This is a genomic window from Streptomyces sporangiiformans, from assembly GCF_005768555.2.
In the GTDB taxonomy this organism is placed as follows: Bacteria; Actinomycetota; Actinomycetes; order Streptomycetales; family Streptomycetaceae; genus Streptomyces; species Streptomyces sporangiiformans.
This window is the reverse complement of the sequence record NZ_VCHX02000143.1, coordinates 1-23,805: the sequence shown is the minus strand read 5'-3', so window position 1 is coordinate 23,805 and position 23,805 is coordinate 1. Positions and strand designations below refer to the sequence as shown.

The 23,805-nt window shown below is 69.6% G+C and carries 24 protein-coding genes, 1 tRNA gene, 1 pseudogene and 1 riboswitch; of the genes and pseudogenes, 14 read left to right on the top strand and 12 right to left on the bottom strand.

The genetic code is table 11. From position 1 onward, the window contains the following. The first annotated feature begins 233 nt into the window (after window positions 1-233). From FGD71_RS21230 to FGD71_RS21210, 4 genes are all read left to right on the top strand, one after another. A complete protein-coding gene (locus FGD71_RS21230; protein ID WP_119102070.1) occupies window positions 234-740 on the top strand; it encodes a GNAT family N-acetyltransferase in 507 nt (168 codons plus the stop codon). Window positions 741-803: 63 nt separating this feature from the next. Further along, a riboswitch (cobalamin riboswitch) is annotated at window positions 804-940 on the top strand. A gap of 141 nt (window positions 941-1,081) precedes the next feature. Beyond that, entirely contained in the window at window positions 1,082-3,511 is a 2,430-nt protein-coding gene (locus tag FGD71_RS21225) for a ribonucleoside-diphosphate reductase subunit alpha (protein WP_119102069.1), read from the top strand. After that, the gene (locus FGD71_RS21220) at window positions 3,511-4,524 is read left to right on the top strand and encodes a ribonucleotide-diphosphate reductase subunit beta (protein WP_119102068.1); all 1,014 of its coding nucleotides are present in this window, start codon (window positions 3,511-3,513) and stop codon (window positions 4,522-4,524) included. Before FGD71_RS21225 ends, FGD71_RS21220 begins: the two co-directional genes overlap by 1 nt. A 272-nt stretch (window positions 4,525-4,796) precedes the next feature. Continuing rightward, window positions 4,797-5,762, top strand: a complete 966-nt coding sequence (locus FGD71_RS21210; RefSeq protein WP_119102067.1) for a GlxA family transcriptional regulator — start codon at window positions 4,797-4,799, stop codon at window positions 5,760-5,762. A 21-nt stretch (window positions 5,763-5,783) separates the two neighbouring features. Here FGD71_RS21210 and FGD71_RS21205 read toward each other — a convergent pair whose 3' ends face one another. From FGD71_RS21205 to FGD71_RS21170, 8 genes are all read right to left on the bottom strand, one after another. Then, window positions 5,784-7,157, bottom strand: coding sequence for a bifunctional albaflavenone monooxygenase/terpene synthase (locus FGD71_RS21205; protein ID WP_119102066.1), 1,374 nt, complete (start codon window positions 7,155-7,157; stop codon window positions 5,784-5,786). After that, window positions 7,154-8,239: an epi-isozizaene synthase gene (cyc1, locus tag FGD71_RS21200; protein WP_119102072.1), complete on the bottom strand. Its 1,086-nt coding sequence runs from the start codon at window positions 8,237-8,239 to the stop codon at window positions 7,154-7,156. The genes FGD71_RS21205 and cyc1 overlap by 4 nt, the downstream gene beginning before the upstream one ends. Window positions 8,240-8,526: 287 nt before the next feature. Next, window positions 8,527-9,171, bottom strand: a complete 645-nt coding sequence (def, locus tag FGD71_RS21195; RefSeq protein WP_119102065.1) for a peptide deformylase — start codon at window positions 9,169-9,171, stop codon at window positions 8,527-8,529. Between the two features lie 61 nt (window positions 9,172-9,232). Next, the gene (locus FGD71_RS21190; protein WP_119102064.1) at window positions 9,233-10,213 is read right to left on the bottom strand and encodes a tetratricopeptide repeat protein; all 981 of its coding nucleotides are present in this window, start codon (window positions 10,211-10,213) and stop codon (window positions 9,233-9,235) included. 389 nt (window positions 10,214-10,602) lie between these two features. Then, entirely contained in the window at window positions 10,603-10,905 is a 303-nt protein-coding gene (gene rsrA, locus FGD71_RS21185; RefSeq protein ID WP_119102063.1) for a mycothiol system anti-sigma-R factor, read from the bottom strand. Then, window positions 10,902-11,582, bottom strand: coding sequence for a sigma-70 family RNA polymerase sigma factor (sigR, locus tag FGD71_RS21180; RefSeq protein ID WP_205571139.1), 681 nt, complete (start codon window positions 11,580-11,582; stop codon window positions 10,902-10,904). Before sigR ends, rsrA begins: the two co-directional genes overlap by 4 nt. 269 nt (window positions 11,583-11,851) lie before the next feature. Then, window positions 11,852-12,481, bottom strand: a complete 630-nt coding sequence (locus FGD71_RS21175) for an alpha/beta hydrolase family protein (protein WP_420878331.1) — start codon at window positions 12,479-12,481, stop codon at window positions 11,852-11,854. 76 nt (window positions 12,482-12,557) lie between these two features. Continuing rightward, on the bottom strand, window positions 12,558-13,373 hold the full coding sequence (locus tag FGD71_RS21170; protein WP_119102061.1) for an SOS response-associated peptidase: 816 nt from the start codon (window positions 13,371-13,373) through the stop codon (window positions 12,558-12,560). A gap of 50 nt (window positions 13,374-13,423) precedes the next feature. Here FGD71_RS21170 and FGD71_RS21165 point away from each other — a divergent pair, with 50 nt between their 5' ends. The 4 genes from FGD71_RS21165 to FGD71_RS21150 all read left to right on the top strand — a co-directional run bounded on the left by FGD71_RS21165 (window position 13,424) and on the right by FGD71_RS21150 (window position 17,041). Beyond that, a complete protein-coding gene (locus FGD71_RS21165; protein ID WP_119102060.1) occupies window positions 13,424-14,146 on the top strand; it encodes a M50 family metallopeptidase in 723 nt (240 codons plus the stop codon). A 115-nt stretch (window positions 14,147-14,261) separates the two neighbouring features. Further along, window positions 14,262-15,578, top strand: coding sequence for a 3-phosphoshikimate 1-carboxyvinyltransferase (gene aroA, locus FGD71_RS21160; protein WP_119102059.1), 1,317 nt, complete (start codon window positions 14,262-14,264; stop codon window positions 15,576-15,578). A gap of 16 nt (window positions 15,579-15,594) precedes the next feature. After that, window positions 15,595-16,605: a ribosome small subunit-dependent GTPase A gene (gene rsgA / locus FGD71_RS21155; RefSeq protein WP_119102058.1), complete on the top strand. Its 1,011-nt coding sequence runs from the start codon at window positions 15,595-15,597 to the stop codon at window positions 16,603-16,605. Between the two features lie 112 nt (window positions 16,606-16,717). After that, a complete protein-coding gene (locus FGD71_RS21150) occupies window positions 16,718-17,041 on the top strand; it encodes a DMT family transporter (protein ID WP_119102057.1) in 324 nt (107 codons plus the stop codon). Between the two features lie 109 nt (window positions 17,042-17,150). Here the strand turns inward: FGD71_RS21150 and FGD71_RS49005 are convergent. Together FGD71_RS49005 and FGD71_RS49000 are read right to left on the bottom strand one after the other, a co-directional pair. Continuing rightward, window positions 17,151-17,433, bottom strand: a pseudogene (locus tag FGD71_RS49005) (TetR/AcrR family transcriptional regulator); the annotation flags it as partial. A 1-nt stretch (window position 17,434) separates the two neighbouring features. Next, the coding region (locus FGD71_RS49000) for a TetR/AcrR family transcriptional regulator (protein WP_244951219.1) at window positions 17,435-17,825 on the bottom strand (391 nt) is incomplete at its 3' end. A gap of 221 nt (window positions 17,826-18,046) precedes the next feature. Between FGD71_RS49000 and hisN the strand changes: the two genes are divergently transcribed. From hisN to FGD71_RS21115, 6 genes are all read left to right on the top strand, one after another. After that, a complete protein-coding gene (gene hisN / locus FGD71_RS21140; protein WP_119102056.1) occupies window positions 18,047-18,847 on the top strand; it encodes a histidinol-phosphatase in 801 nt (266 codons plus the stop codon). Window positions 18,848-19,012: 165 nt separating this feature from the next. Continuing rightward, window positions 19,013-19,405, top strand: coding sequence for a CBS domain-containing protein (locus FGD71_RS21135; protein WP_119102055.1), 393 nt, complete (start codon window positions 19,013-19,015; stop codon window positions 19,403-19,405). A gap of 150 nt (window positions 19,406-19,555) precedes the next feature. Then, window positions 19,556-19,972 (top strand): Fur family transcriptional regulator, encoded by a 417-nt coding sequence (locus FGD71_RS21130; protein ID WP_119102054.1) that lies wholly within the window; start codon window positions 19,556-19,558, stop codon window positions 19,970-19,972. Between the two features lie 212 nt (window positions 19,973-20,184). Beyond that, entirely contained in the window at window positions 20,185-20,952 is a 768-nt protein-coding gene (locus tag FGD71_RS21125) for an ABC transporter ATP-binding protein (protein ID WP_119102053.1), read from the top strand. Beyond that, window positions 20,949-21,821, top strand: a complete 873-nt coding sequence (locus FGD71_RS21120; RefSeq protein ID WP_119102052.1) for an ABC transporter permease — start codon at window positions 20,949-20,951, stop codon at window positions 21,819-21,821. Before FGD71_RS21125 ends, FGD71_RS21120 begins: the two co-directional genes overlap by 4 nt. A 44-nt stretch (window positions 21,822-21,865) precedes the next feature. Beyond that, entirely contained in the window at window positions 21,866-22,999 is a 1,134-nt protein-coding gene (locus tag FGD71_RS21115) for an ABC transporter substrate-binding protein (RefSeq protein WP_420878330.1), read from the top strand. A 66-nt stretch (window positions 23,000-23,065) separates the two neighbouring features. Here the strand turns inward: FGD71_RS21115 and FGD71_RS21110 are convergent. Together FGD71_RS21110 and FGD71_RS21105 are read right to left on the bottom strand one after the other, a co-directional pair. After that, window positions 23,066-23,139 (bottom strand) — tRNA-Met (locus FGD71_RS21110). A gap of 181 nt (window positions 23,140-23,320) precedes the next feature. Beyond that, the coding region (locus FGD71_RS21105; RefSeq protein WP_140935920.1) for a tetratricopeptide repeat protein at window positions 23,321-23,805 on the bottom strand (485 nt) is incomplete at its 5' end.

The window sequence follows — 23,805 nt, the reverse complement described above, 5'->3', positions numbered from 1 at the left end:
CCCATCCCGTTCCTGGGGGCTCCGCCCCCAGACCCCCGTATCGGCCTGAACGGCCTCGTCCTCAAACGCCGGACGGGCTGATGGTGCTAGCCCGGGCTCGAAAATCCAGCCCCTCCGGCGTTTGAGGAGCGGGGTCTGGGGCGGAGCCCCAGGGGATGGGAATGGGTAGGGGCGGCGGGGGCGAGAAAAAACCCGGCGGTCCAGCGTCGTACCCGTCGTGCACACTGCACCGCATGGACATCGTGATCCGAGCAGCGGAACCCGAGGAGTACGACGCCCTCGGCGAGATCACCGCGCAGGCATACCTCCAGGACGGGCTCCTGGACTTCGGGGAGAGCGACGAGTACCTCGGTGAGCTGCGGGACGTGGCGAAGCGGGCCGCCGCTGCCGACGTACTCGTCGCCGTCGAGCACGATCGCGTGCTCGGAGGAGTGACCTTCGTACCGGCCGGCGGCCCGATGGCGGACATCGCGCGCACGGGCGAGGCCGAGATACGGATGCTGGCGGTCACCAAGGAGGCCCGCGGCCGAGGCGTCGGAGAGGCGCTCGTACGCGCCTGCGTCGCGCGCGCACGGGCCACGGACGGCTGCGTACGCATGGTGCTGTCCACTCAGCGCACCATGCACAGCGCCCACCGGATCTACGAGCGCCTCGGTTTCCGGCGCACCCCCGAGCGCGACTGGAACCCGATTCCACACCTCGACGACATCACTCTCCTCACTTACGACTTGACGCTCTGACACTCTTACAGCCGACACGCGACACAACATGTAGGGGTGCTTTCCCAGTCCGGCACAAGATGTATGCTCATGCTCGCTGTCGCCGCAGGGGAATCCGGTGCGAATCCGGAACTGTCCCGCAACGGTGTACTTGTGCGTGTTCGCCCAGTCGTTCGCGTACCAGCGTCAGTCCGAGGACCTGCCGACAGCGTGCCCAGGCCGTCCGGCCCGGGTTCCGATGACGTCCGGGCCTCGCGGAGTGGGCCGGTGAACGCGGCGTACCCCTGCGCAGAGTGCGTACGTCCGTGTGCCCCGAACCCCTCTCCCCGCGGGCCCCCTACCGAGCGAGGGAGATCCCCCACGTGACCATCGCGCCAGCCGATCCGGCTTCAGCGACCGAAGCGACCGTGACACAGGCCGAGGCCGAAACCGACGGGCCGGGGACCGTGTTGCTACGGACCTTGACCGACCTCACCGCCGACCTCCCCGACGCCGACCCCGGCAGGGTCGCCGCCGCCGCGCTGCGCGGCCGGTCCGCCACCGCGGACGAGGCGGAGCTGCGCGTGCTGGCCACCGAGGCGGCCGCGGGCCTCATCTCCGACGACCCGGTGTACTCGAAGCTGGCCGCGCGCCTGCTGACGGTCAGTATCGCCGCCGAGGCAGCCTCACAGGGCGTACGGTCCTTCTCCGAGTCCGTCGAGGTCGGGCATCGGGAAGGACTCATCGCCGATCGCACCTCCGAGTTCGTACGGGTCCACGCGGACCGGCTCGACGCGCTCATCGACCCCGCCGGCGACGACCGCTTCGGCTACTTCGGCCTGCGCACCCTCCAGAGCCGCTACCTTCTGCGGCACCCGATCACCCGGTCCGTCATCGAGACCCCGCAGCACTTCCTGCTGCGCGTCGCCGCCGGTCTCGCCGATGACACAGCGTCCGGTTCCAGCACAGACACCCGGTCCGTCGACGAAGTGGCCGCGCTCTACGGCCTGATGAGCCGGCTCGACTACCTGCCCTCCTCCCCCACGCTCTTCAACTCCGGTACGCGGCACCCGCAGATGTCGTCCTGCTACCTCCTCGACTCCCCGAAGGACGAGCTCGACTCCCTCTACGACCGCTACCACCAGGTGGCCCGGCTCTCGAAGCACGCGGGCGGCATCGGGATCGCGTACTCCCGTGTCCGTTCCCGTGGTTCGCTGATCCGCGGTACGAACGGGCACTCCAACGGCATCGTCCCGTTCCTGAAGACCCTCGACTCCTCGGTCGCCGCGGTGAACCAGGGCGGCCGGCGCAAGGGCGCGGCCGCGGTCTACCTGGAGACGTGGCACTCCGACATCGAGGAGTTCCTGGAGCTGCGCGACAACACCGGTGAGGACGCCCGGCGTACGCACAACCTGAACCTGGCGCACTGGGTCCCGGACGAGTTCATGCGCCGGGTCGCCGAGGACCGCGTGTGGTCGCTGTTCTCGCCGTCCGACGTGCCCGAGCTGGTCGACCTGTGGGGCGAGGAGTTCGACGCCGCGTACCGCAAGGCCGAGGACGCGGGACTCGCGAAGAAGACCATTCCGGCCCGCGAACTGTACGGCCGCATGATGCGCACCCTCGCGCAGACCGGCAACGGCTGGATGACCTTCAAGGACGCGGCCAACCGCACCGCCAACCAGACGGCGCTGCCCGGCCACACGGTCCACTCCTCGAACCTCTGCACCGAGATCCTGGAGGTGACGGACGACGGCGAGACGGCCGTCTGCAACCTGGGGTCCGTCAACCTGGGCGCGTTCGTGGACACGGCCTCCCAGGACATCGACTGGGAGCGGCTCGACCAGACCGTCCGCACCGCCGTCACCTTCCTCGACCGCGTCGTCGACATCAACTTCTACCCGACCGAGCAGGCGGGCCGCTCCAACGCCAAGTGGCGTCCGGTGGGCCTGGGCGCGATGGGCCTGCAGGACGTGTTCTTCAAGCTGCGGCTGCCGTTCGACTCGCCGCAGGCGCGCGCCCTGTCGACCCGCATCGCCGAGCGCATCATGCTCGCCGCGTACGAGGCGTCCACCGACCTCGCCGAGTGCAACGGGCCGCTCCCGGCCTGGGAGAAGACGCGTACGGCGCGGGGTGTCCTGCACCCCGACCACTTCGACGTCGAGCTCTTCTGGCCGGAGCGCTGGGCCGCGCTGCGCGAGCGCGTCGCCTCGGTCGGCATGCGCAACTCGCTGCTGCTCGCGATCGCCCCGACCGCGACCATCGCGTCCATCGCGGGCGTCTACGAGTGCATCGAGCCGCAGGTCTCCAACCTGTTCAAGCGCGAGACGCTGTCCGGCGAGTTCCTCCAGGTCAACGCGTACCTGGTGGACGAGCTGAAGAAGCTCGGCCTGTGGGACGCGCAGACCCGCGAGGCGCTGCGCGAGTCGGGCGGCTCGGTGCAGGGCTTCAACTGGGTGCCCCAGGACGTGCGCGAGCTGTACCGCACGGCGTGGGAGATCCCGCAGCGCGGTCTCATCGACATGGCCGCCGCCCGCACCCCGTTCCTGGACCAGTCCCAGTCCCTGAACCTCTTCATGGAGACGCCGACCATCGGCAAGCTCTCCTCGATGTACGCGTACGCCTGGAAGCAGGGCCTGAAGACGACGTACTACCTGCGCTCGCGCCCGGCGACCCGCATCGCCCGCGCGGCCGGTTCGAACTCCGCCGCCCAGGCGCAACCCCAGAAGAACATCCCCGTCCAGCAGGCCGCCGACCCCGACGACGCGGTCGCCTGCTCCCTGGAAAACCCCGAGTCCTGCGAGGCCTGCCAGTAATGACGAAGCGTCACCAGAATCTCCTCGACCCCGGCTTCGAGCTGACTCTCCGTCCCATGCGCTACCCGGACTTCTACGAGCGCTACCGGGACGCGATCAAGAACACCTGGACCGTGGAGGAGGTGGACCTCCACTCGGACGTGGCCGATCTCGCGAAGCTGTCGCCGGGCGAGCAGCACCTCATCGGGCGTCTGGTCGCGTTCTTCGCGACGGGCGACTCGATCGTCGCGAACAACCTGGTGCTCACCCTCTACAAGCACATCAACTCTCCCGAGGCGCGCCTGTATCTGTCCAGGCAGCTCTTCGAGGAGGCCGTGCACGTCCAGTTCTACCTGACGCTGCTCGACACGTATCTGCCCGACCCGGAGGACCGCGCCGCCGCGTTCGACGCGGTCGAAAACATCCCGTCCATCCGCGAGAAGGCCGCGTTCTGCTTCAAGTGGATGGACTCGGTGGAGAAGCTGGACCGGCTGGAGAGCCAGGCCGACCGCCGCCGGTTCCTGCTCAACCTCATCTGCTTCGCGGCGTGCATAGAGGGTCTTTTCTTCTACGGTGCCTTCGCGTACGTCTACTGGTTCCGCAGCCGTGGTCTGCTGCACGGCCTGGCAACCGGCACCAACTGGGTGTTCCGCGACGAGACGATGCACATGTCCTTCGCCTTCGACGTGGTCGACACGGTCCGCAAGGAGGAGCCGGAGCTCTTCGACGACCAGCTCCGGCAGCAGGTCATCGACATGCTCCGGGAGGCCGTCGAGGCCGAGCTGCAGTTCGCGCGCGACCTGTGCGGTGACGGTCTCCCGGGCATGAACACCGATTCGATGCGGCAGTATCTGGAGTGCGTCGCCGACCAGCGCCTGACACGGCTCGGCTTCGCTCCGGTGTACGGCTCCGAGAACCCCTTCTCCTTCATGGAGTTGCAGGGGGTTCAGGAGCTGACCAACTTCTTCGAGCGGCGTCCGTCCGCGTACCAGGTGGCGGTGGAGGGCACCGTCGACCTGGACGAGGACTTCTGACTCTTCCGACTCGTCTGACTCGTCTGACTCCGATCCTGGGCCGAAGCGGCCTCGGCCTCCCTGAGCTGACGGTCGATGCGCCTGTCGCGGGCGATGCCGATCAGTGCGGGGAGGACGAGGACCGCGAGGATCCCGAGGACGGTCAGCATTCCGGTGAGGGCTTCCATGCGTGTATCCATGGACACCACTGTCGCTCCGGTTGCTCCTTACCGTCAGTGGCAGGACTGCCGCACACCCTCGAATTCCTGCCAGATCTCGGGCACACTGGCAGCATGCTGAACAACGTGGCCGTCATCCTGCTCGACGGCGTCCATCCATTCGAACTGGGTGTCGTCTGCGAGGTGTTCGGCCTCGACCGCAGCGACGAGGGCCTTCCGGTGTACGACTTCGCGGTCGCCTCGGCGGAAGGCCCGACGCTCAGCACCCACGCCGGGTTCTCGGTCTCCGTTCCGTACGGACTCGAGCGGCTCGAAGAGGCCGACCTGATCGCCGTCCCTGCCGGGAGCAACTACACCGAGCGCACCTACCCGCCCGAGCTGCTCGACGCCCTGCGCCGGGCCGCCGACCGCGGCGCGCGGGTGCTCAGCGTCTGCTCCGGCGTCTTTGTCCTGGGCGCCGCCGGACTCCTCGACGGGCGGCGCTGCACCGTGCACTGGCGGCATGCGGACGCGCTCACCCGACGCCATCCGCGGGCGATCGTCGAACCCGACGTGCTGTATGTGGACGAGCACCCGGTCGTCACCTCGGCCGGCACGGCCGCCGGGATCGACGCCTGTCTGCACATCGTCCGCAAGGAGCAGGGCCCCGAGGTCGCCAACGCCATCGCGCGCCGCATGGTCGTGCCACCGCACCGCGCCGGCGGCCAGGCCCAGTACGTGGAGCGGCCGCTGCCGCGCTCGCGGTGCGACACGGTCGGCGAGGTGCTCGTCTGGATGGAGCGTCACCTCGACGAGGAGGTCACCGTCGAACAGCTCGCCGCCCGCGCGCACATGTCCCCGCGTACGTTCGCGCGCCGCTTCCAGCAGGAGACGGGCACCACCCCGTACCGCTGGATCCTGCGGCAACGGGTGCTGCTGGCCCAGCGGTTGCTGGAGGCCACCGACGAGACGATGGACACCATCGCGGACCGCACCGGGTTCGGGACGGCCGCCGCGCTGCGCCACCAGTTCGTACGGTCGCTGGGGACGACCCCGCAGGCGTACCGGCGCACGTTCAGGGGCCCTGAGGCAGCCGCCTGAACGTGCGCCGGCCGCTCGCACTCAGCGCGGTATGGGCTTCAGCAGCAGCCCGTTCGGCCGCAGCGTGATGCCGACGCGGGGCGCGCCGTTGGACTCGGGCGCGTGCTCGAAGCGCCACTTGGACGCCACCGTCGCCGTGATGAGCGTCAATTGGGCCATCGAGAAGTGGTCACCGGGGCACTTCCGGTTGCCCACACCGAACGGCCGCATCGCGTACTTCGGCACGTCCTCGGAGCGTTCCGGAAGCCAGCGGTCCGGGTCGAACTCCAGGTGCCGCTCGTACGAACGCCGATCGCGCTGGATCGCGTACGGGCTGTACACGATGTCGGCCCCGGCTGGAATGCGATAGTTGCCGAGTTCGGTTTCGGTCACCGCCCGCCGCGTCAGAATCCATACGGCGGGACGCAGCCGCATCGTCTCGACGATGACATTGTTCGTGTGGGACAGCTTCCTGATGTCGCCGAATGCGACGGGCCGACCGCCCCCCGTGACGGATTCGACCTCTTCGCGGATCCTGGCCGCGTGTCCCGGGTGTTCGGTGAGCACGTGCAGGAGGGACATGACCATTGAGGCGATGGTTTCGCCGCCGGGAGTGAGTATCGCGACGACCTGGTCGTGGATCTCCTGTTCGCTGATGGGGTCGCCATTCCCGTCCTTCGCCTCCAGCAATGCCGTCAGCAAATCGTCCGGCTTTTGGCCGGATGAGCGACGCTCGGCGATGATCTCGTCGACGACCAGATGCAGATCGGCCAATGCGCGGTTGAATCTGCGATTGGCGGGAAATGGCAGCCGATAGAGCGGTCCGGCCGGGATCACCATGCGCCGGTACATGCCGCGGAACACCGTGGCGAGCGCGGCACACAGCCGCTCGGCCCGTTCGTCCATGAACTCGATGCGCAGCAGGCAGCGGGCCGCGACGCGGACGGCGACACGGAACGCCTCCGACGTGCAGTCGATCGTCTCACCGGGCTGCCACCGCCCCGCGAACGCGTGCGCCTCCTCCTCCATCACCGGGGCGTACTCGGGGATGGCCTCGAGCCGGAACGCGGGCTGGATCGTCCGCCGCTGGCGCCGGTGCATCGGCCCGTTGGCGGTCGCCACGCCGTTCTTGCCCAGCAGGCCTTCCAGGGAGTCCCACAGGGGTCCGCCGATCTCGTAGGCGGGGCTCAGCGCCAGCGCCCCGGTGAGGGCCGGCGTGGTGACGGCGTACACCGTCTTCGGGCCCAGCCTGAGCCGGACGACGTCACCGTGGTCGCGCAGCCGGGCCAGGAAGCCCAGCGGGTCGCGCATCAGTTTCCAGCCGTGCCCGAGGCCCGGGACACCGCCTCCCGCGAGGGGCGGAGTACGTGGCTCCGGTATCTGAACGGCTTCCGGCCTGACTGACTCGACGGTCATTTCTCACCTGCCGTTTCGTTGTTGACGTACGGGGGTGTCGACCGGTCGTCCCAGCTGTCGACTCTGTACCGGCCGGACTCGTGGTGGAACCAGTACACGGAACTGAACCAGTTCCGCATATTGAAGAGACAGGCCCGCACGGCATCCGCCAATTCCGCACCCTGGACGGACCCGTCGTCGAGCCGGTCGGCGTACCGCAATACCTCCTGTTCGACGACGAGGAATTCATCGATGCCTTCCTCAATACGGCGCCTTACTTCCTTCACGGCCTCTGTCAGTGACATTCCCTCATGGTGAATGAGACTGATTCCGAGATTGTGAACCTCGTCGCCCGCTATTTCCTTGGGGAGCGAACAGAGATCGTTGTACCAGGCGGCGAAATCCTGGCACAGAAGGGCCGCCCGCCGGTATACGGGATTCCGCAGTACGGCGTTGGGGAGTTCGTACTCCGCACTCGGCTCCAGGAGGTCCAGCCAGATCCAGTGCGCGAAGGTCAGCCGCCGCAGGACCAGATAGTCCTGGACCGTGGGAACGATTCCCGACGCGCGATTGCGGAATTCCCGGTCGTACGCCTCGATGACCGCATGGAAGTGCCGGGCGAAGCGGGCGTTCCACTTCCGGCTCAGATACGAGTACAGCCGCACCACGCTGTCCGCGAACCCCGCAACCAGGGGATCCTGGTGATGCAGGTGGTCCCGGGGGGAGTCGAGGGCCGCGTGCAGTCGTTGCTTGAGCCGCCGCCAGGCCGCGGGCCTCCGGTGGATCACATCCCGGTCGTGGCGGTCGTCCCAGACGAAGAACCACGCGCTGTAGTCCGCTATCGCCTGGAGGACGTCATCGGGCGCGCCAATGTAGTAGCCCGCCATCAAGTCCGTATAGCACAGCCCATCGGCATATGCCGCGACCTTGTCCGCCGGCATGAGGCGCTTTTCCAGAAGCCAGGCCCGGGTCTTCTCCTGAAGCCTCGGCCAATACGGGTGGAGTTGACGGGGAAACTCGGTCTCGATCACCGGGAGAGAGAGCGCCGGTGGAACCGCGACCGTCGTGTGCGTCGGTGTGGTGCTCTGTGGGAAAGCAGGCACGAACAACCCCTCTCAGCCGCCTGTCACGACACGCCCCTCCCGCGCCGGGCGTGCGCCGTTGCATATCCCCGCGCTTCTCATTCAGCACCACAACTGACTGCTGTGGGAACAGATTTGCACCACTCACTACCCCATAGCGCCGAGAACGTCCTCTTGCGTGACCGAATTTAGATCTCCGGCGAGCACATCGGATCGATGTGGGATCCCCAGTACGACGGACAGACGAACGACGCCTGGTCGGGAGGGATCCCCGACCAGGCGTCGTCATCCGAAGCTGGGTGGTGGCGTCAGTCGTTGGCCACGACCGGGTAGCGCGGTTCGTTCTCGGCCATCTGCCGCAGCGCGTCCTTGCGTTCACGCTTGGAGAGCCGGTCGATGTAGAGGTAGCCGTACAGGTGGTCCGTCTCGTGCTGCAGGCAGCGCGCGAAGTAGCCCGTGCCGCGCACCTTTATCGGGTTGCCCTTCTCGTCCTGCCCGGTGACCTCGGCGTAGTCGGGGCGGGCGAGCGACGCGTATGCGGTGGGCACGGAGAGGCAGCCCTCGTTGCTGTCGTCCAGGCGGCGCCTGTCCGCGGGCAGCTCGACGAGGACGGGGTTGCAGACCACTCCGACATGGCGCCGGCCCTCGTCGTCCCCGCAGTCGTAGACGAAGACCTTCAGGTCGACGCCGATCTGGTTGGCGGCCAGGCCGACGCCCTCGGCGGTGCGCTGGCTGGCGAACATGTCGTCGACAAGCTTGGCCAGGTCGTCGCCGAACTCCGTGACGTCCCTGCACTCCTTGTGCAGCACGGGGTTCCCGACGACCGTGATGGGCCGCGAGGTGCCACGCTCACGGTAGGCCGTCTCACGCTCCTCACAGTCCTCGGTGTCGATGACGAAGCCGTCGTCGTCCACGGGGAGCACCCCGCTCTGCTCTGTGTCCTGCTGCGCCATGACCGACGTACGCCTTCCTGAATCCTGGGAAAATCTGCGGGCAACAGCCTACGGGCTGCGCTCAGCAGACCTCCTCCAGATCCCGCCAGTCACGGGAGTCCGGGCTGTCCGCGACCCAGCCGTCGAGCAGGCCGCGCACCAGTGAGGCGGGCGCCGCGAGGCCGCACTCGCGCTCGGGCACCCACAGCTGCCCGTCGGTGCGGTGGCCGAGCGGTCCGGGATGGCCGGGTTCGCTGTGGTCGTGCGGGTCCAGGTGCTCGCCGTCGCCCTCGTCGGAGGGCATCCGGGACTCCGAGCACATACGGCACAGCAGCCGCACGGAGGACGACCAGTCCTCGGCGGCGAACCCCGCGTCGGCCGCGAGCCGCTCCAGGGCGTCCCTGTCGTCCTCGGTCGCCGCCTCCAGGAGTACGACCCAGGTGGGGACCGGCGAGGGCGCCCACAGCTCGATCTCGTCGAAGACCGGATACGCGTGCCCGGCGGCCGTGGTCCGCTCGCCGTGCGGGACGCCGTCGTGCAGCACGACCTCGCCCCAGCGCCGCCCGGAGGACGGCAGCGGAATCGACAGCACCTCGATCCGGGCCGGGTCCAGCCTGCGCCCCCACACGACCTCGGCCTCGCCCTCGGGCGACAGCCGTACGGCCGCACTGCCCAGCTCCATCCCGACGGGCTCGCCGGACGCGGTGGCGCCGCCGGGCACCCGCAGCCCGTACGCCTGCCAGGCGCGGCGTGCGAGGGGCCAGTCCTGCAGGGCGGTGGCCGCGATGCCCACGTTCCACCAATCAGGGGCCCCGGTCTCCCGGTCGAGCAGCGCCACGGCCCTGAGTCCGGCCGCTCGCGCCTGCTCCCAGTCGTGCCGGAACTTGTGCAGCAGGGCGAGGTTGAACCAGGACTCGGACAGCCAGGGCTCCAGGTCCGCCGCACGTGTGAGCAACGCGCCCGCGTCCTCGTACCGACCGTCACCGATCAGCGTGAACGCGCGGTCGGTGGCCTGCCGCCATGAGGCGGAGGGCCGGTGCCGTCCCTTGCCGAAGATCCTCACGATTCCCGCCTGCCAGTTCGTTTAAGAGCGTGCAGCCTCGGGCTGGACTGTGCCCCCTGATGTCCTCTTCCTCGCATCCAACCACGTACGGTCGGACGGGCGCTCATTACCCATGGGTTACCCACCCAAGGGCAAGGTCAGACGACCTCTGGACACCACTGTGGCCGACAACCTGTCCGAAGGATCAGGGTCGGAATACCCATAACTCCGCGGGCGACACTCACCGGCTCTCACGGCCTGGCGGGCCCGGACGCGCATCCGGACGGCGACGCTCACGCACACCCCTGCCCGGCGAACCCACGGGCCCTCCCGTCAGGCGCTGTTCATGGGTGTCCGCGGCCTGACGGTGCCCGCCGGCCCTTACGGCCGGCGCTGTTCACGGCTCCGAGTCAGGACTCCTGCGGCGAGGCCGTGACGTCGTGCTCGGGCACGGCCTGGCCGGAACGGATCAGCTCGATACGGCCCATGACCTTCGAGCGCAGGTCGGTCGGCACGTCGTCCTGGCCGCAGCACCGCTTGACCAGCTTCTTCACGGCCTGCTCGAGACCGTACTTCTCCAGGCACGGCGAGCACTCCTCGAAGTGCTGCTCGAACTTGGTGCAATCACTGTCGGGCATCTCGTGGTCGAGGAACTCGTAGAGATGATCGAGTACTTCACTGCAGTCCGTCTCGTGCGGCTCTCCGCAGCTCATGACCCCGAGCCTTTCGTTCCGTTCGACTCCCCGGCGCCCGCCGGGACCAGGCCACGGTCCTTGGCGTAGTCCTCGAGCATGCCACGCAGTTGGCGGCGACCCCGGTGCAGCCGGGACATCACCGTACCGATGGGTGTCCCCATGATGTCCGCGATCTCCTTGTACGCAAAGCCCTCTACGTCGGCGAGATAGACGGCGATGCGGAACTCCTCGGGGATCGCCTGGAGAGCTTCCTTGACGTCCGAGTCGGGCAGGTGATCGAGCGCCTGCGACTCGGCGGAGCGCAGACCCGTCGACATGTGCGACTCGGCGCGCGCGAGCTGCCAGTCCTCGATCTCCTCGGCGGCGGAGCGCTGCGGCTCGCGCTGCTTCTTCCGATACGAGTTGATGAACGTGTTGGTGAGGATCCGGTACAGCCAGGCCTTCAGGTTGGTGCCCTCACGGAACTGGTGGAAGGACGCGTACGCCTTCGCATACGTCTCCTGCACCAGGTCCTCGGCATCGGCGGGGTTGCGCGTCATGCGCAGCGCGGCCGAGTACATCTGGTCGAGGAATTCCAGCGCGTCCCGCTCGAAGCGCGCGCTGCGCTCGGCGGACGACTCGCCGCTGCCCTGGCCCTCGGGCTGCTCCGACTGGCCGTGTTCGGTCCCTGCGTCGGTCCCAGCGACCGGACCCACCTCCTCCAGAGTCTGGGCAGAACCGAGACCGGCCCTACCAGAATCGGAGGATAGACGACGATCCGGTCCCTCCGCCGCTCGAATAGGAGTGCTCTTCGCCGCGTGCAGCACCGTCCAGTCCAGCTCAGCGCTGCTGTTACGGCTCGGGCAAATGATCGAACCCATGCGGCGGACTTCCTCTCGTACGGACGGCAAGCACTCGGTGATGAGTACGTCAATCCGCCACAACAGACATCGCCGGCGCAACATTCCCGCACCGTGACCGCAGCTCACTCAAGTGACGAGAGCCACTTCACGACCCCGTCGGTGAGGACCTTCAGCGCCTCGTCCTGCCCGATCTCCGCGCGCTTGGGCACGGCGAAACCGTGATCTCCGTACGGCACCTCGACGAGGTCGTACGCGCCGTCCGGGAACTCCTCCGGCTTCCCGAACGGATCATTGCCGCCCTGGACGACCAGAGTGGGCACGCCGGCGCCGAGCAGTTCCCCGGCGCGCGACTTCTCCGGCTTGCCCGGCGGGTGGAGGGGGAAGCCGAGTGCCACGACGGCGCGGGCGCCGAGTTCGGCGGCCGTCCGGCAGGCGACACGGGCTCCGGCGCTACGACCGCCCGCGACGACCGGCACGCCGGGCCGGGCGAGCGCGGGCCAGATCCCGCGCCAGCCGACGTCGAGCGTCTTCGGGGCGGGCGCCAGCTTCTTCCCGGCGACTCTCCAGGGCTGTTCCACGAGGGCCACGGTCACGCCGTGCGCGGGAAGCTCGGCGGCGAGGGCCCGCAGGTCCCGCGCCTCGATCCCGCCTCCGGCCCCGTGGCTCAGCGCCAGCACGAGCCGTGCCTTCTTCGCCCTGTGCCAGGTGACGCGGGCCGTGCCCGCGTCCGTCTCCACGGTCTCGCCCGCGATCTTGTCCACGCGCCCGTCCACCGTCTCGTCCACGCGCCCGTCCACGCTCTCGTCCACGCGTTTGTTCTGCGTCACATCAGAAGAGTGTGCCCTCTTCGGGGCCCTCCAGCTCCTTCAGCAGCTCCGGCCCGTTGTTGCGCACGTTGCTCACCGCCGTGGAGACGGGGTACGCCCGCATCAGCCCCGGCGGGGGCGGCGCCAGCAGGGAGCGCAGGTCCTCGACGTCCGTACGGGAGGGGTCGAGCCAGGAGTCCCAGCGGTCGGGGGTGAGCATCAGGGGCATACGGGGGTGGATGTCGGCCAGGGCGTGCGGGCCGTCGGCGGGGGCCACCGCGAGGGGCGTCGTCTCCGCCTCGGTCGTGATGACGGAGCACGTGACCCACCAGGCCCGCGGATGGTCGTCCGGCAGCGTCTTGTCCCGCCAGAACTCGTAGAGCCCGGCCATCGCGAAGACGGAACCGTCGGCGGGCAGCACGAAGTACGGCTGCTTGCGCGGCCGCTTCTTCTTGCCCTCGACCTCCAGATCGCGCTCGGCGGTCCCGGTCACCCACTCGTAGTAGCCGTCCGCGGGGATGACGCAGCGCCGGCTCGAGAAGGCCCGCCGGTACGAGGGCTTCTCGTGCACGGTCTCCGCACGGGCGTTGATCATCCGCGCGCCGCCCTCGGGGGTTTTCGACCAGGACGGCACGAGGCCCCACTTGAGCCTGCGCAACTGGCGAACCGGTTTCGGGTCCGCCGCGTCCTTGAGAGGACGGTCGAGCACCGCGTAGACGTCCTTGGTCGGAGCCACGTTGTAGTCGGGCGCGAGGGTCTCCTCGGGCTCCCACTTCTCGATCTCAAAGACTCCTGCGAGATCCTCTGGCCTACGACTCGATGCATACCGTCCGCACATACGTGCAACACTGCCAGATTCCGCGCCACCCAGAGGAGCCCCCACAGACAATGGAAGCCACCGCAACCACCTCACTGGCCACCCTCTGGGACGAGGTGTTCGGCAGTCAGCCCGACCCCGACACCTGGGTCGTCCTCGCCACCATGGGCGCCGCCCTGGCGCTGATCGTCCCCCAGGGCATCTGGCGGCTCTCGCGCAACGCCATCACGATCGCCCACGAGGGCGGCCACGGTCTCGTCGCGCTGCTCACCGGTCGCAGCCTCAGCGGTATACGGCTGCACTCCGACACCAGCGGCCTCACCGTCAGCCGGGGCAAGCCGACCGGCCTCGGCATGATCCTGACCGCCGCCTCGGGCTACACCGCTCCCCCGCTGCTGGGCCTCGGCGGGGCCGCGCTCCTCGCCGAGGGGCACATCACGGCGCTGCTGTGGCTGGCCACGCTGCTGCTCGTGGCGATGCTGGTGATGATCCGCAACGCGTACGGCGCGCTCACGGTGATCGTCACCGGTGGCACGTTCCTGCTCGTCTCGTGGCTGGCCGGGCCCCAGGTGCAGGCGGCCTTCGCGTACGCCGTCGTCTGGTTCCTGCTGCTCGGCGGCGTACGACCGGCCTTCGAGCTCCAGGCCAAGCGCAGCCGCGGCGGCGCGGGCGATTCGGACGCGGACCAGCTGTCACGCCTCACGCACGTCCCGGCCGGAATGTGGCTGTTCCTCTTCCACACGGTGTCGCTGTGCGCACTGATAGGCGGCGGCCGCTGGCTGCTACAGCTCTGACACCCGCCGTGAGGGTGCGCGGGGCTGTTTTCGGACGTATACGGCTCCCCCGCGCGGGCGCGACCAGCCACAACGCTCCCGCACCCGAACGATGGCCTCCTTATACAGTGGGGCCATGGCCCCGAACCCCGCACACACCGCCCTTTGGCCCGCCCCGCACGCGAGCGGAGCCGTCGACGCGACGGTCCACGTGCCCGGGTCCAAGTCGGTCACCAACCGCGCGCTCGTCCTGGCCGCCCTCGCGGCCGAGCCCGGCTGGCTGCGCCGCCCGCTGCGCTCCCGCGACACCCTGCTGATGGCCGGTGCCCTGCGCGCCATGGGCGTCGGCATCGAGGAGGGCGTCGGCCCGGACGGCTCGGGCGAGGCCTGGCGCGTCATCCCCTCGGGCCTGCGCGGCCCGGCCACGGTGGACGTCGGGAACGCCGGGACCGTGATGCGCTTCCTGCCCCCGGTCGCCGCGCTCGCGGACGGCCCCATCCGCTTCGACGGCGATCCGCGTTCGCACGAGCGCCCCCTGCACGGCGTGATCGACGCCCTGCGCGCCCTCGGTGCCCGTATCGACGACGACGGGCGCGGCTCGCTGCCGCTGACCGTGCACGGCGGCGGGGCCGTGGAGGGCGGCCCGGTGGAGATCGACGCCTCATCGTCCTCCCAGTTCGTCTCGGCGCTCCTGCTGTCCGGACCGCGCTTCAACCAGGGCGTCGAGGTACGGCACACCGGCTCGACGCTCCCCTCCATGCCGCACATCCGGATGACCGTCGACATGCTGCGGTCGATCGGCGCCCAGGTGGACACCCCGGAGTCGGGCGGCGAGCCGAACGTCTGGCGGGTCACGCCCGGCGCGCTGCTCGGCCGCGATCTGACGGTCGAGCCGGACCTGTCGAACGCCCAGCCGTTCCTTGCGGCCGCCCTGGTCACCGGCGGCCGGGTCGTCGTCCCCGACTGGCCCGTGCGCACCACCCAGCCGGGTGACAAGCTGCGCGAGATCTTCACCGAGATGGGTGGCTCCTGCGAACTGACCGACCAGGGCCTGGAGTTCACCGGTTCGGGCGCGATCCACGGCATCGATGTGGACCTCGGCGAGGTGGGTGAGCTGACCCCCGGGATCGCGGCGGTCGCGGCCCTCGCCGACTCGCCCTCCACCCTTCGGGGCGTGGCTCACCTGCGTCTGCACGAGACGGACCGGCTGGCCGCGCTCACCAAGGAGATCAACGAACTGGGCGGCGACGTGACCGAGATCGCCGACGGTCTGCACATCCGCCCGCGCCCCCTGCACGGCGGCGTCTTCCACACGTACGACGACCACCGTATGGCCACCGCGGGCGCGATCATCGGTCTCGCCGTGCCGGACGTACAGATCGAGAACGTGGCGACGACGGCGAAGACCCTGCCGGACTTCCCCCAGCTGTGGACCGGGATGCTCGGGAACTGACGGGCGGACACGGACCATGCGCCGCTACGGCAAGCACACCGACGAGGACGACATCCGCAGCCGCCCCGGCCGCAAGGGCAGCCGCCCGCGGACCAACATCCGGCCCAAGCACGAGGACGCGGCGGACGGCATGGTCCTCACCGTCGACCGGGGCCGGCTGACGTGCCTCGTCGACGACCGTGTCGTATACGCGATGAAGGCCCGCGAACTGGGCCGCAAGGCCGCGATCGTCGGCGACCGGGTGTCCCTCGTCGGTGACCTGACCGGCAAGAAGGACACCCTGGCCCGCATCGTCCGTATCGCCGAGCGGACATCGGTGCTGCGGCGCACCGCCGACGACGACGATCCGTACGAGCGCGTGGTCGTCGCCAACGCCGACCAGCTGGCGATCGTGACGGCCCTCGCCGATCCCGAGCCGCGCCCGCGGCTGATCGACCGGTGTCTGGTAGCCGCGTACGACGGCGGGCTCGACCCGCTGCTGGTGCTCACCAAGTCGGACCTGTCCCCGCCCGACGAACTCCTCGAGCTGTACGGGGCGTTGGGTGTTCCGTATGTCGTGACCAGCCGTGCTGAGCTGGAGAGCGGGGAAGCGGTGGACCGCGTGCGCAAACATCTGGACGGCAAGATCACGGCGTTCGTGGGGCACTCGGGCGTCGGCAAGACGACGCTGGTCAACGCGCTGGTGGCGCGGGAGCGACGGCGTTTGACGGGGCATGTCAACGCGGTGACGGGTCGCGGCCGGCACACGACGACGTCGGCGCTCGCGCTGCCGTTGCCGGACGACGACGGATGGCTGATCGACACTCCGGGCGTACGGTCCTTCGGGCTGCACCACGTGGACCCGTCCCGGGTCATCCACGCCTTCCCGGACCTGGAGCCGGGGACCGAGGGCTGCCCCCGCGCGTGCAGCCACGACGAGCCGGACTGCGCGCTGGACGAGTGGGTGTCCGAAGGCCACGCGGACCCGGCCCGGCTCTACTCGCTGCGCAGGCTGCTCGCTACGCGTGAGCGGCACGAGGGCGACTGATCGCCGCGTGACCTCAGTTTTGTTTGCATCCCCGCCACGATGGTAAAGGCATAATCGCACCAAGCAGGACCCAAGCCATACGAAGCGGTCACGAAGCGTGGGAGGGCATCACATGGCGTGGCTGCTGGTGATCGTGGCCGGATTCCTCGAGACCGGCTTCGCGGTCTGCCTGAAGCTCTCGCACGGCTTCACCCGTCTGTGGCCGACGGTCGCCTTCTGCATCTTCGCCCTCGGCAGCTTCGGTCTGCTCACCCTGGCCCTCAGACGCCTCGACGTCGGCCCCGCGTATGCCGTCTGGACCGGCATCGGCGCGGCCGGCACCGCCATCTACGGCATGGTCTTCCTCGGCGACCTGGTCTCCACACTGAAGATCGTGTCGATCACGCTGGTGATCGTGGGCGTGATCGGCCTGCAGCTGTCGGGCGGGGCGCACTAGATGTGCTGTCCGGCGCTCTAGAGACCGTCCCGCGCTCTAGAGACTCTCCAGCGCGCATGAATCAGCGGTGTGGCAGCCGTGTGCTCCCACCTTCACGCTCGCGGCCGCGTCAGCTCATCACGCGCACGGTCGACAACGTGTCGCGGATCAAGGCGGCGGTCCCGCCCTCCCCGGCCGGGGCGAGCACACACGACAAGCCGATCCGCATCACCAGCTCGCACGCCCGCGCAAGCTCCGCCGACTGGGACTTCGTGGTCCCCGGCACGACGAGCAGGGCCACGGCACGATCCCGTACGAGCTGCACGAAGTCCACGGGCGACGGCAACGGCCCGTCGGCCCGCCGCTGCGCCGGCACCGCCGATGACGACGGCACGGCGGACAGCGTGGGCGAGNCGTCGGCCCGCCGCTGCGCCGGCACCGCCGATGACGACGGCACGGCGGACAGCGTGGGCGAGGGCAGCCGCTCGCCCCAGCATCCGGTGAGCATGGCCCGCACCAGGGCGTTCGCCCGCGCCGCCGCCGCGGTCCACTCCGCGGCGGCGGCCAGCCGCTCCCGGGGCTCGGCATGGCTCACGAGCGCGCGCTCCACACCCGCGAGATAGGCGTCGGCCTCCCGGCGTACGAGGGCCCGGGCGAGCCCCTCCTTGCTGCCGAACTCGTTGTAGAGGGTCTGCCGGGACACCCCGGCCTCGGCGGCGACGTCGACCATCCGCACGGCGGACCACGGACGGCGTGCGAGCGCCGTGTAGGCGGCGTCCAAGAGGGATTCCCGCGCTGCAGGCATCGTCGCCTCCCTGGGGCGATCGGCTCTGCGCTTCAGAGTTGACGCGCACGGGGTCACTGTCAAGGGCCCCCGACGGCACCAGGGCCCTGGCGCCCCGTAGGGCGCGCGGGGTCCTGACATCATGCGGCTCCGCCGCGTGGGCGCGACCAGCCACAGCCGGCCCGCGTTCTGGACGACGCCCGGCCTTCATCCCGTTTCCCGCGGAGCGATACGGTTCGGTCATGCCCGACTATCGCGATGACCTGCGCCTTGCCCATGTCCTGGCGGACGCCGCCGACGCCGGGACCATGGAGCGCTTCAAGGCGCTCGACCTCAAGGTCGAGACCAAGCCGGATATGACGCCGGTGAGCGAGGCCGACAAGGCCGCCGAGGAACTCATCCGCGGTCAGCTCCAACGGGCCCGGCCGCGGGACGCGATCCTCGGCGAGGAGTACGGCATGGAGGGCACGGGCCCGCGCCGCTGGGTGATCGACCCGATCGACGGCACCAAGAACTACGTACGCGGCGTCCCCGTCTGGGCCACGCTGATCTCCCTGATGGAAGCGGGCGAGGGCGGCTACCAGCCGGTCGTCGGCGTCGTCTCGGCGCCCGCGCTGGGCCGCCGCTGGTGGGCCGCGAAGGGCCACGGCGCGTTCTCCGGGCGGAGTCTGTCCGCCGCGACCCGGCTCCACGTCTCGCGCGTCTCACAGCTGTCGGACGCGTCCTTCGCGTACTCCTCGCTGAGCGGCTGGGAGGCGCATGGCCGGCTGGACGGCTTCATGGACCTGACCCGCGAGGTGTGGCGCACGCGCGCGTACGGCGACTTCTGGCCGTACATGATGGTCGCGGAGGGTTCCGTCGACATCTGCGCCGAGCCCGAGCTGTCGCTGTGGGACATGGCCGCCACCGCGATCGTCGTGACCGAGGCGGGCGGCAGCTTCACCGGCCTCGACGGCCGCGAGGGTCCGCACAGCGGCAACGCGGCCGCGTCGAACGGCCTCCTCCACGATGAGCTGCTGGGGTACCTCAACCAGCGCTACTGAGGCCACCGGCGGCGCCTGGGCGCCAACCGGAAGACGGCGCGCCCCCAGGGTGTTCTTGCGCGCCCTCTTGTTGCCCCTCCCTTTAGCTGCGACTCTGAGAGTCCCCCCACTTGTGAACTTGTGAATCCAGGCGCAAGCAGGGATTCCTAGGAGGTGGCTCCATCCATGCTCGTCCGTGACGCCATGAGCACGGTGGTCCTCACCATCGGACCCGCTCACACCCTCCGGCAGGCCGCCGCACTGATGTCCGCGCGCCATGTCGGCGCCGCCGTGGTCCTCGACCCCGACGACAGCGGGATCGGCATCCTCACCGAACGCGACATCCTCAACTCCGTCGGCCTGGGCCAGAGCCCGGATGCCGAGCGGGCCCACGCCCACACCACCACCGACGTCGTCTTCGCCGCGCCCTCCTGGACGCTGGAAGAGGCGGCCCACGCCATGACACACGGCGGCTTCCGGCATCTGATCGTCCTCGACCACGGCGAGCCCGTCGGCATCGTCTCGGTCCGCGACATCATCCGCTGCTGGTCCCCCATGCGACAGCACGCGCCGGCCTGAGCAGGCGGGCAGGCAGGCACACAGACTGACCAGCAGACAGGCAGTCACACCGACAGGCCAACGGCAGGCATTGGACGTCATCCAAGTCAGGGGAGGTTCTAAAGTCGCACCCATTCGAGGTGGAGTTTGCCTGCTGTTAGGCTCGTCTTTATGAGCGACCTGTTGGAACGCCTGCGCGGACGTGGCTGGCGCATGACCGCGCAGCGGCGTGTCGTGGCCGAGGTCCTCGACGGCGATCACGTCCATCTGACGGCCGACGAGGTGCATGCGCGCGCCGTCTCCAAGCTGCCCGAGATCTCCCGGGCGACCGTCTACAACACCCTGGGCGAGCTGGTCTCCCTCGGCGAGGTCCGCGAGGTCTCCACGGACCAGCGCGCCAAGCGGTACGACCCGAACGCGCACCGTCCGCACCACCACCTGGTCTGCGCCCAGTGCGGAGCGATCCGTGACGTCCACCCGAGCGGCAACCCACTGGCCGACCTCCCCGACTCCGAGCGCTTCGGCTTCACGATCTCGGGCGTCGAGGTGACGTACCGAGGCGTGTGCCCGAACTGCACGGCCGCCTGATCCACACCGGGCAGCCCCGCCTTTCCCGCCCTTTCCCGAAGCCCCGGCACCTGTTTGGCGCCGGGGCTTCGTGCTGCGGCCGCACGGAATCTCCGCGCACAGCCCTCACAAGTCCGCCGCCCTATCTGATGCGGACACCTTCCCGAATCTGACGCCCCGTCATATCGTCAACGGCGCCCACCAGTCCGTACCGCACTCCGCCAGGAGACACCGTGGGAGAGCCGCACCCGAAACTCGAAACCACTGATCTGAGCCGGACCTTCGGCCGGGGCTCCGCCGCCGTGGACGCCCTGGGCCCGCTGGACCTGACCGTCGCCCCAGGCGAGTTCGTCTGCATCGTCGGCCCGTCCGGCTGTGGAAAGTCCACCCTCCTCCGTATCGCCGGAGGCCTGCTGCGCCCCAGCACCGGTGAGTTGGCCATCCGCACGAGCAGCCCGCGCCCGGCCGCCATGATCTTCCAGGACTACGGGATCTACGACTGGAAGACCGTCCTGGCGAACGTCCGCTTCGGCCTCGACATCCAGCGCGTCCCGCGCCGCGAGGCGAACGCCCGTGCCCGCGACTGGCTCGCGCGCATGGGGCTGGCGGACTTCGCCTCCGCGTACCCCGCCACCCTGTCCGGCGGTATGCGCCAGCGCGTGGCGATCGCCCGCGCGCTCGCCGTGGAGCCCGAAATCCTGCTGATGGACGAGCCGTTCGCGGCGCTGGACGCCCAGCTGCGCACGATCCTCCAGGACGAGCTCCTGGACCTCACCCAGACGACCCGCACGACCACGCTCTTCATCACGCACAGCCTGGAGGAGGCGATCGTCCTCGGCGACCGCGTCCTGGTGATGTCCGCGCGCCCGGGCCGGATCATCGCCGAACGCCGCCCGCCGTTCCCCCGCCCGCGCTCCGGTGACGTCCGCTCGGCTCCTGAGTTCACCACCCTGAAGAGCGAGTTGTGGGAGCTGCTGCGCCCGGAGGCGGTGCCCGCATGAACACGGCCGTACGCAAGGAACGTACCGATGCGGCGGCGGTCCTGGTCCGCCGCCCGGGCCCACGGGAGCTGCACCCCGTACGCACCCACCGCAGGCGCCGCGCCCTCGAGCTGTCCCTCGCGGTCGCCGTGCCCCTCGTACTGGTCCTGCTGTGGCAACTGGCCGCCGCCCAGGCCTGGATCGACGACCGGGTCTACCCGGCACCGTCCACGATTCTGGCCGACGGCTGGGACCGCGCGGCCGCCGGCGACCTGTGGCCGGACGTACGCGCCACCCTCAAGCGCGTACTCGCCGGATACGCGATCGGCACCCTCGCGGGCTATGCACTGGGCCTGCTGATGGGCTCGCTCTCCCTCGTACGCGCGGCACTCGAGCCCCTTCTGGACGCCCTGTACGTCGTGCCCAAGCTGGCCCTGCTGCCGATCTTCCTGAACATGTTCGGCCTCGGGGAGGGCCCGCAGGTGGCGCTGGTGGCGGCCACGGTCTTCTTCTTCGTGTGGATCTCCACGATGTCGGCGGTGATGGCGATACCTTCCGGCTATCGCGACGCGGGACAGGTCTTCGGGGCCTCCCCCTGGCAGATGTTCCGGCATGTACTGCTGCCCGCCTCCCTGCCCGCGGTCCTGGTGGGCGCGCGGATCGCGGCGGGCGTGGCGGTACTGGTCATCGTCGCCTCGGAGCAGATCGCCGCGGCGAACGGCCTGGGCCATCTGATCTTCGACTCGCGCGCGCTCTTCCAGAACGACGTGATGTTCGTCGGCATCGTCTGCGTCGCCGTGCTCGGTGTCGTCTTCTCCGAACTGGTACGGATCCTGGGGCGGTTGCTCACTCCGTGGGCGCCGCGCGACCGTGGGCGGGGGCAGTCATGAGGGGTTCCGATTACGCAGTCATGAGGGGTTCCTACTACGCAGTCGTGAGGCGTTCCGCATTCGGTGCGCTGCTGGTCGCGGGCTCGCTGCTGGCCTCGACGGGGTGTACCTCTCAGGACTCCGGGGCGGGTGCCGGTCCCGCGAAGCCGCGCACCATCAAGGCGGTGTCGGGCTGCGGCGGAGGAAGTTGGACGGACCCGGCCGACCTCTCCGCGGACCGCGCACCCGCGCGCTGTTCCACGGGCGCGCCGGCCGCTCGGCCCCTGACCGAGACGCGAAAACTGACGATCGCGACGGGCACGCTCAGCGCGGAGTATGTGGCTCCGCTCCAAGTGGCCGTGAAGAAGGGAGAGTTCAAGAAGGAGGGTCTGGACGTCACGCTGAAGGTGCTGCCCACGCCCGACGCGCTTCCCCTGCTCGCCAAGGGCGACATCGACGCGCAGTGGGCCGCTCCCGAGGCCGCCGTGATCAACGGCGTCAACGGCGGCTTCGACATCAAGTGGGTGGCCGGGAACTTCTCGCCCGACCCGAAGTCGAAGAGCGGCCTGTGGGTGCGGCTGAAGGACGGCGAGCGCGCGTCCCACGTCCCCATGGCCGGCCGCAAGCTCGGCACGATGATCGGCAAGGGGTCGGTCATCGCGTACCCGATGAACACGTCCCTGAAGAAGCACGGCGGCGGCCTCGACAAGATCCAGTTCCAGCAGCTGGGCTCGGCCGACGTGCTCACCGCGCTGCGGAACGGCGGCGTCGACTCCGCCTGGCTCCTCGATCCGGTCTGGCGCAAGGTCGACGGGGACGACCGCTACGCCTTCCTCGGGGGCCAGCCCGCGGGCGAGCCGCTGGGCGGCATGCTGTTCGGCCCGAACCTGCTGAAGGACGACGTGGACGCGGGGGTCGCGCTGCTGCGGGCGTACATCCGCACGATCAACACGTACTTCGCCGACGACTACAAGAAGGACCCGGCCTTCACGGCCACACTGGCCAGGCTTCTGAAGACGGACCGTGCGGTCCTGGAGTCGACACCCTCCCTCCGTATGGACTGGGAGATCCGCCAGGGCACGACGGGCCGCCTCCAGTCCGCGTACCGCGCGGCGGGCGTCTCGGATGGGGAGGCCCTTCCGGAGTCCCGGCTGGTCAACCGCTCGCTGTACGCGGAGGCGGTGGGCCATCGGCCCTGAGGTTCTGGGCGAGTGAATACACACCGAAGGCCCGGAACCCATCGGTTCCGGGCCTTCGGCCTTCAGTAGCGGGGACAGGATTTGAACCTGCGACCTCTGGGTTATGAGCCCAGCGAGCTACCGAGCTGCTCCACCCCGCGTCGGTGAACTGAACATTACGTCAACACCCAGGACCACTGCAAATCGCTTTACCGTCCCCGGCTGCTGGGCCGAGAAGGTCGCCCCAGCAGCCCCGGAAGCCCTGGCGGCCCAGTCCGCCGCAGCAGTCCCAACCGCCCCAGGGATCCCTCAGGCGCCCCTCAGGCGTCCCTCAGGCATCCCTCAGGCCGACAGCTCCTCCTGCAACGCGTCACGAAGCCGGGCCGCACGCTCGGCGACCTCAGCGGGCCCCAGAGAGACCGCACGGTCCGCCCAACGCTGACCCTCCGCGAGCTCTCCCCGACGCGCGTAGACCAGGGCAAGCCGCAACGCCGCCCGCCCATGGCCCGCATTGGCGGCCCGGGTCCACCACAGCGCGGCCTCGGGCTCGCTTCCCTCCCGGGCGAGCAGCAGCCCGAGGTTGAACGCGCCGTTCCGCGATCCGGCCTCCGCCGCCTCGCGATACCAGCGTGCCGCCTCGACCACGTCCCCCCGAGCCGATGCCAGCATCCCGACCCGCACCTGGGCCCGCCGGTGCCCCTGAGAAGCCGCTCGCTCGTACCACTCCTCGCACTCGCTCTTCTCGGTCGCGGGCTCCCCCAGCTCGTGCGCGGGCGCGGGCGGCCGCCGTGCGTCGAGCACGGCGGCCAGCCGATACGCCGCCTCCG

Coding starts and splice junctions, on each gene's coding strand:
- FGD71_RS21230 (WP_119102070.1), top strand. CDS start 234: ATGGACATCGTGATCCGAGCAGCGGAACCCGAGGAGTACGACGCCCTC.
- FGD71_RS21220 (WP_119102068.1), top strand. CDS start 3,511: ATGACGAAGCGTCACCAGAATCTCCTCGACCCCGGCTTCGAGCTGACT.
- FGD71_RS21210 (WP_119102067.1), top strand. CDS start 4,797: ATGCTGAACAACGTGGCCGTCATCCTGCTCGACGGCGTCCATCCATTC.
- FGD71_RS21205 (WP_119102066.1), bottom strand. CDS start 7,157: ATGACCGTCGAGTCAGTCAGGCCGGAAGCCGTTCAGATACCGGAGCCA.
- def (WP_119102065.1), bottom strand. CDS start 9,171: ATGGCGCAGCAGGACACAGAGCAGAGCGGGGTGCTCCCCGTGGACGAC.
- rsrA (WP_119102063.1), bottom strand. CDS start 10,905: ATGAGCTGCGGAGAGCCGCACGAGACGGACTGCAGTGAAGTACTCGAT.
- FGD71_RS21170 (WP_119102061.1), bottom strand. CDS start 13,373: ATGTGCGGACGGTATGCATCGAGTCGTAGGCCAGAGGATCTCGCAGGA.
- FGD71_RS21165 (WP_119102060.1), top strand. CDS start 13,424: ATGGAAGCCACCGCAACCACCTCACTGGCCACCCTCTGGGACGAGGTG.
- aroA (WP_119102059.1), top strand. CDS start 14,262: ATGGCCCCGAACCCCGCACACACCGCCCTTTGGCCCGCCCCGCACGCG.
- rsgA (WP_119102058.1), top strand. CDS start 15,595: ATGCGCCGCTACGGCAAGCACACCGACGAGGACGACATCCGCAGCCGC.
- FGD71_RS21150 (WP_119102057.1), top strand. CDS start 16,718: ATGGCGTGGCTGCTGGTGATCGTGGCCGGATTCCTCGAGACCGGCTTC.
- hisN (WP_119102056.1), top strand. CDS start 18,047: ATGCCCGACTATCGCGATGACCTGCGCCTTGCCCATGTCCTGGCGGAC.
- FGD71_RS21135 (WP_119102055.1), top strand. CDS start 19,013: ATGCTCGTCCGTGACGCCATGAGCACGGTGGTCCTCACCATCGGACCC.
- FGD71_RS21130 (WP_119102054.1), top strand. CDS start 19,556: ATGAGCGACCTGTTGGAACGCCTGCGCGGACGTGGCTGGCGCATGACC.
- FGD71_RS21120 (WP_119102052.1), top strand. CDS start 20,949: ATGAACACGGCCGTACGCAAGGAACGTACCGATGCGGCGGCGGTCCTG.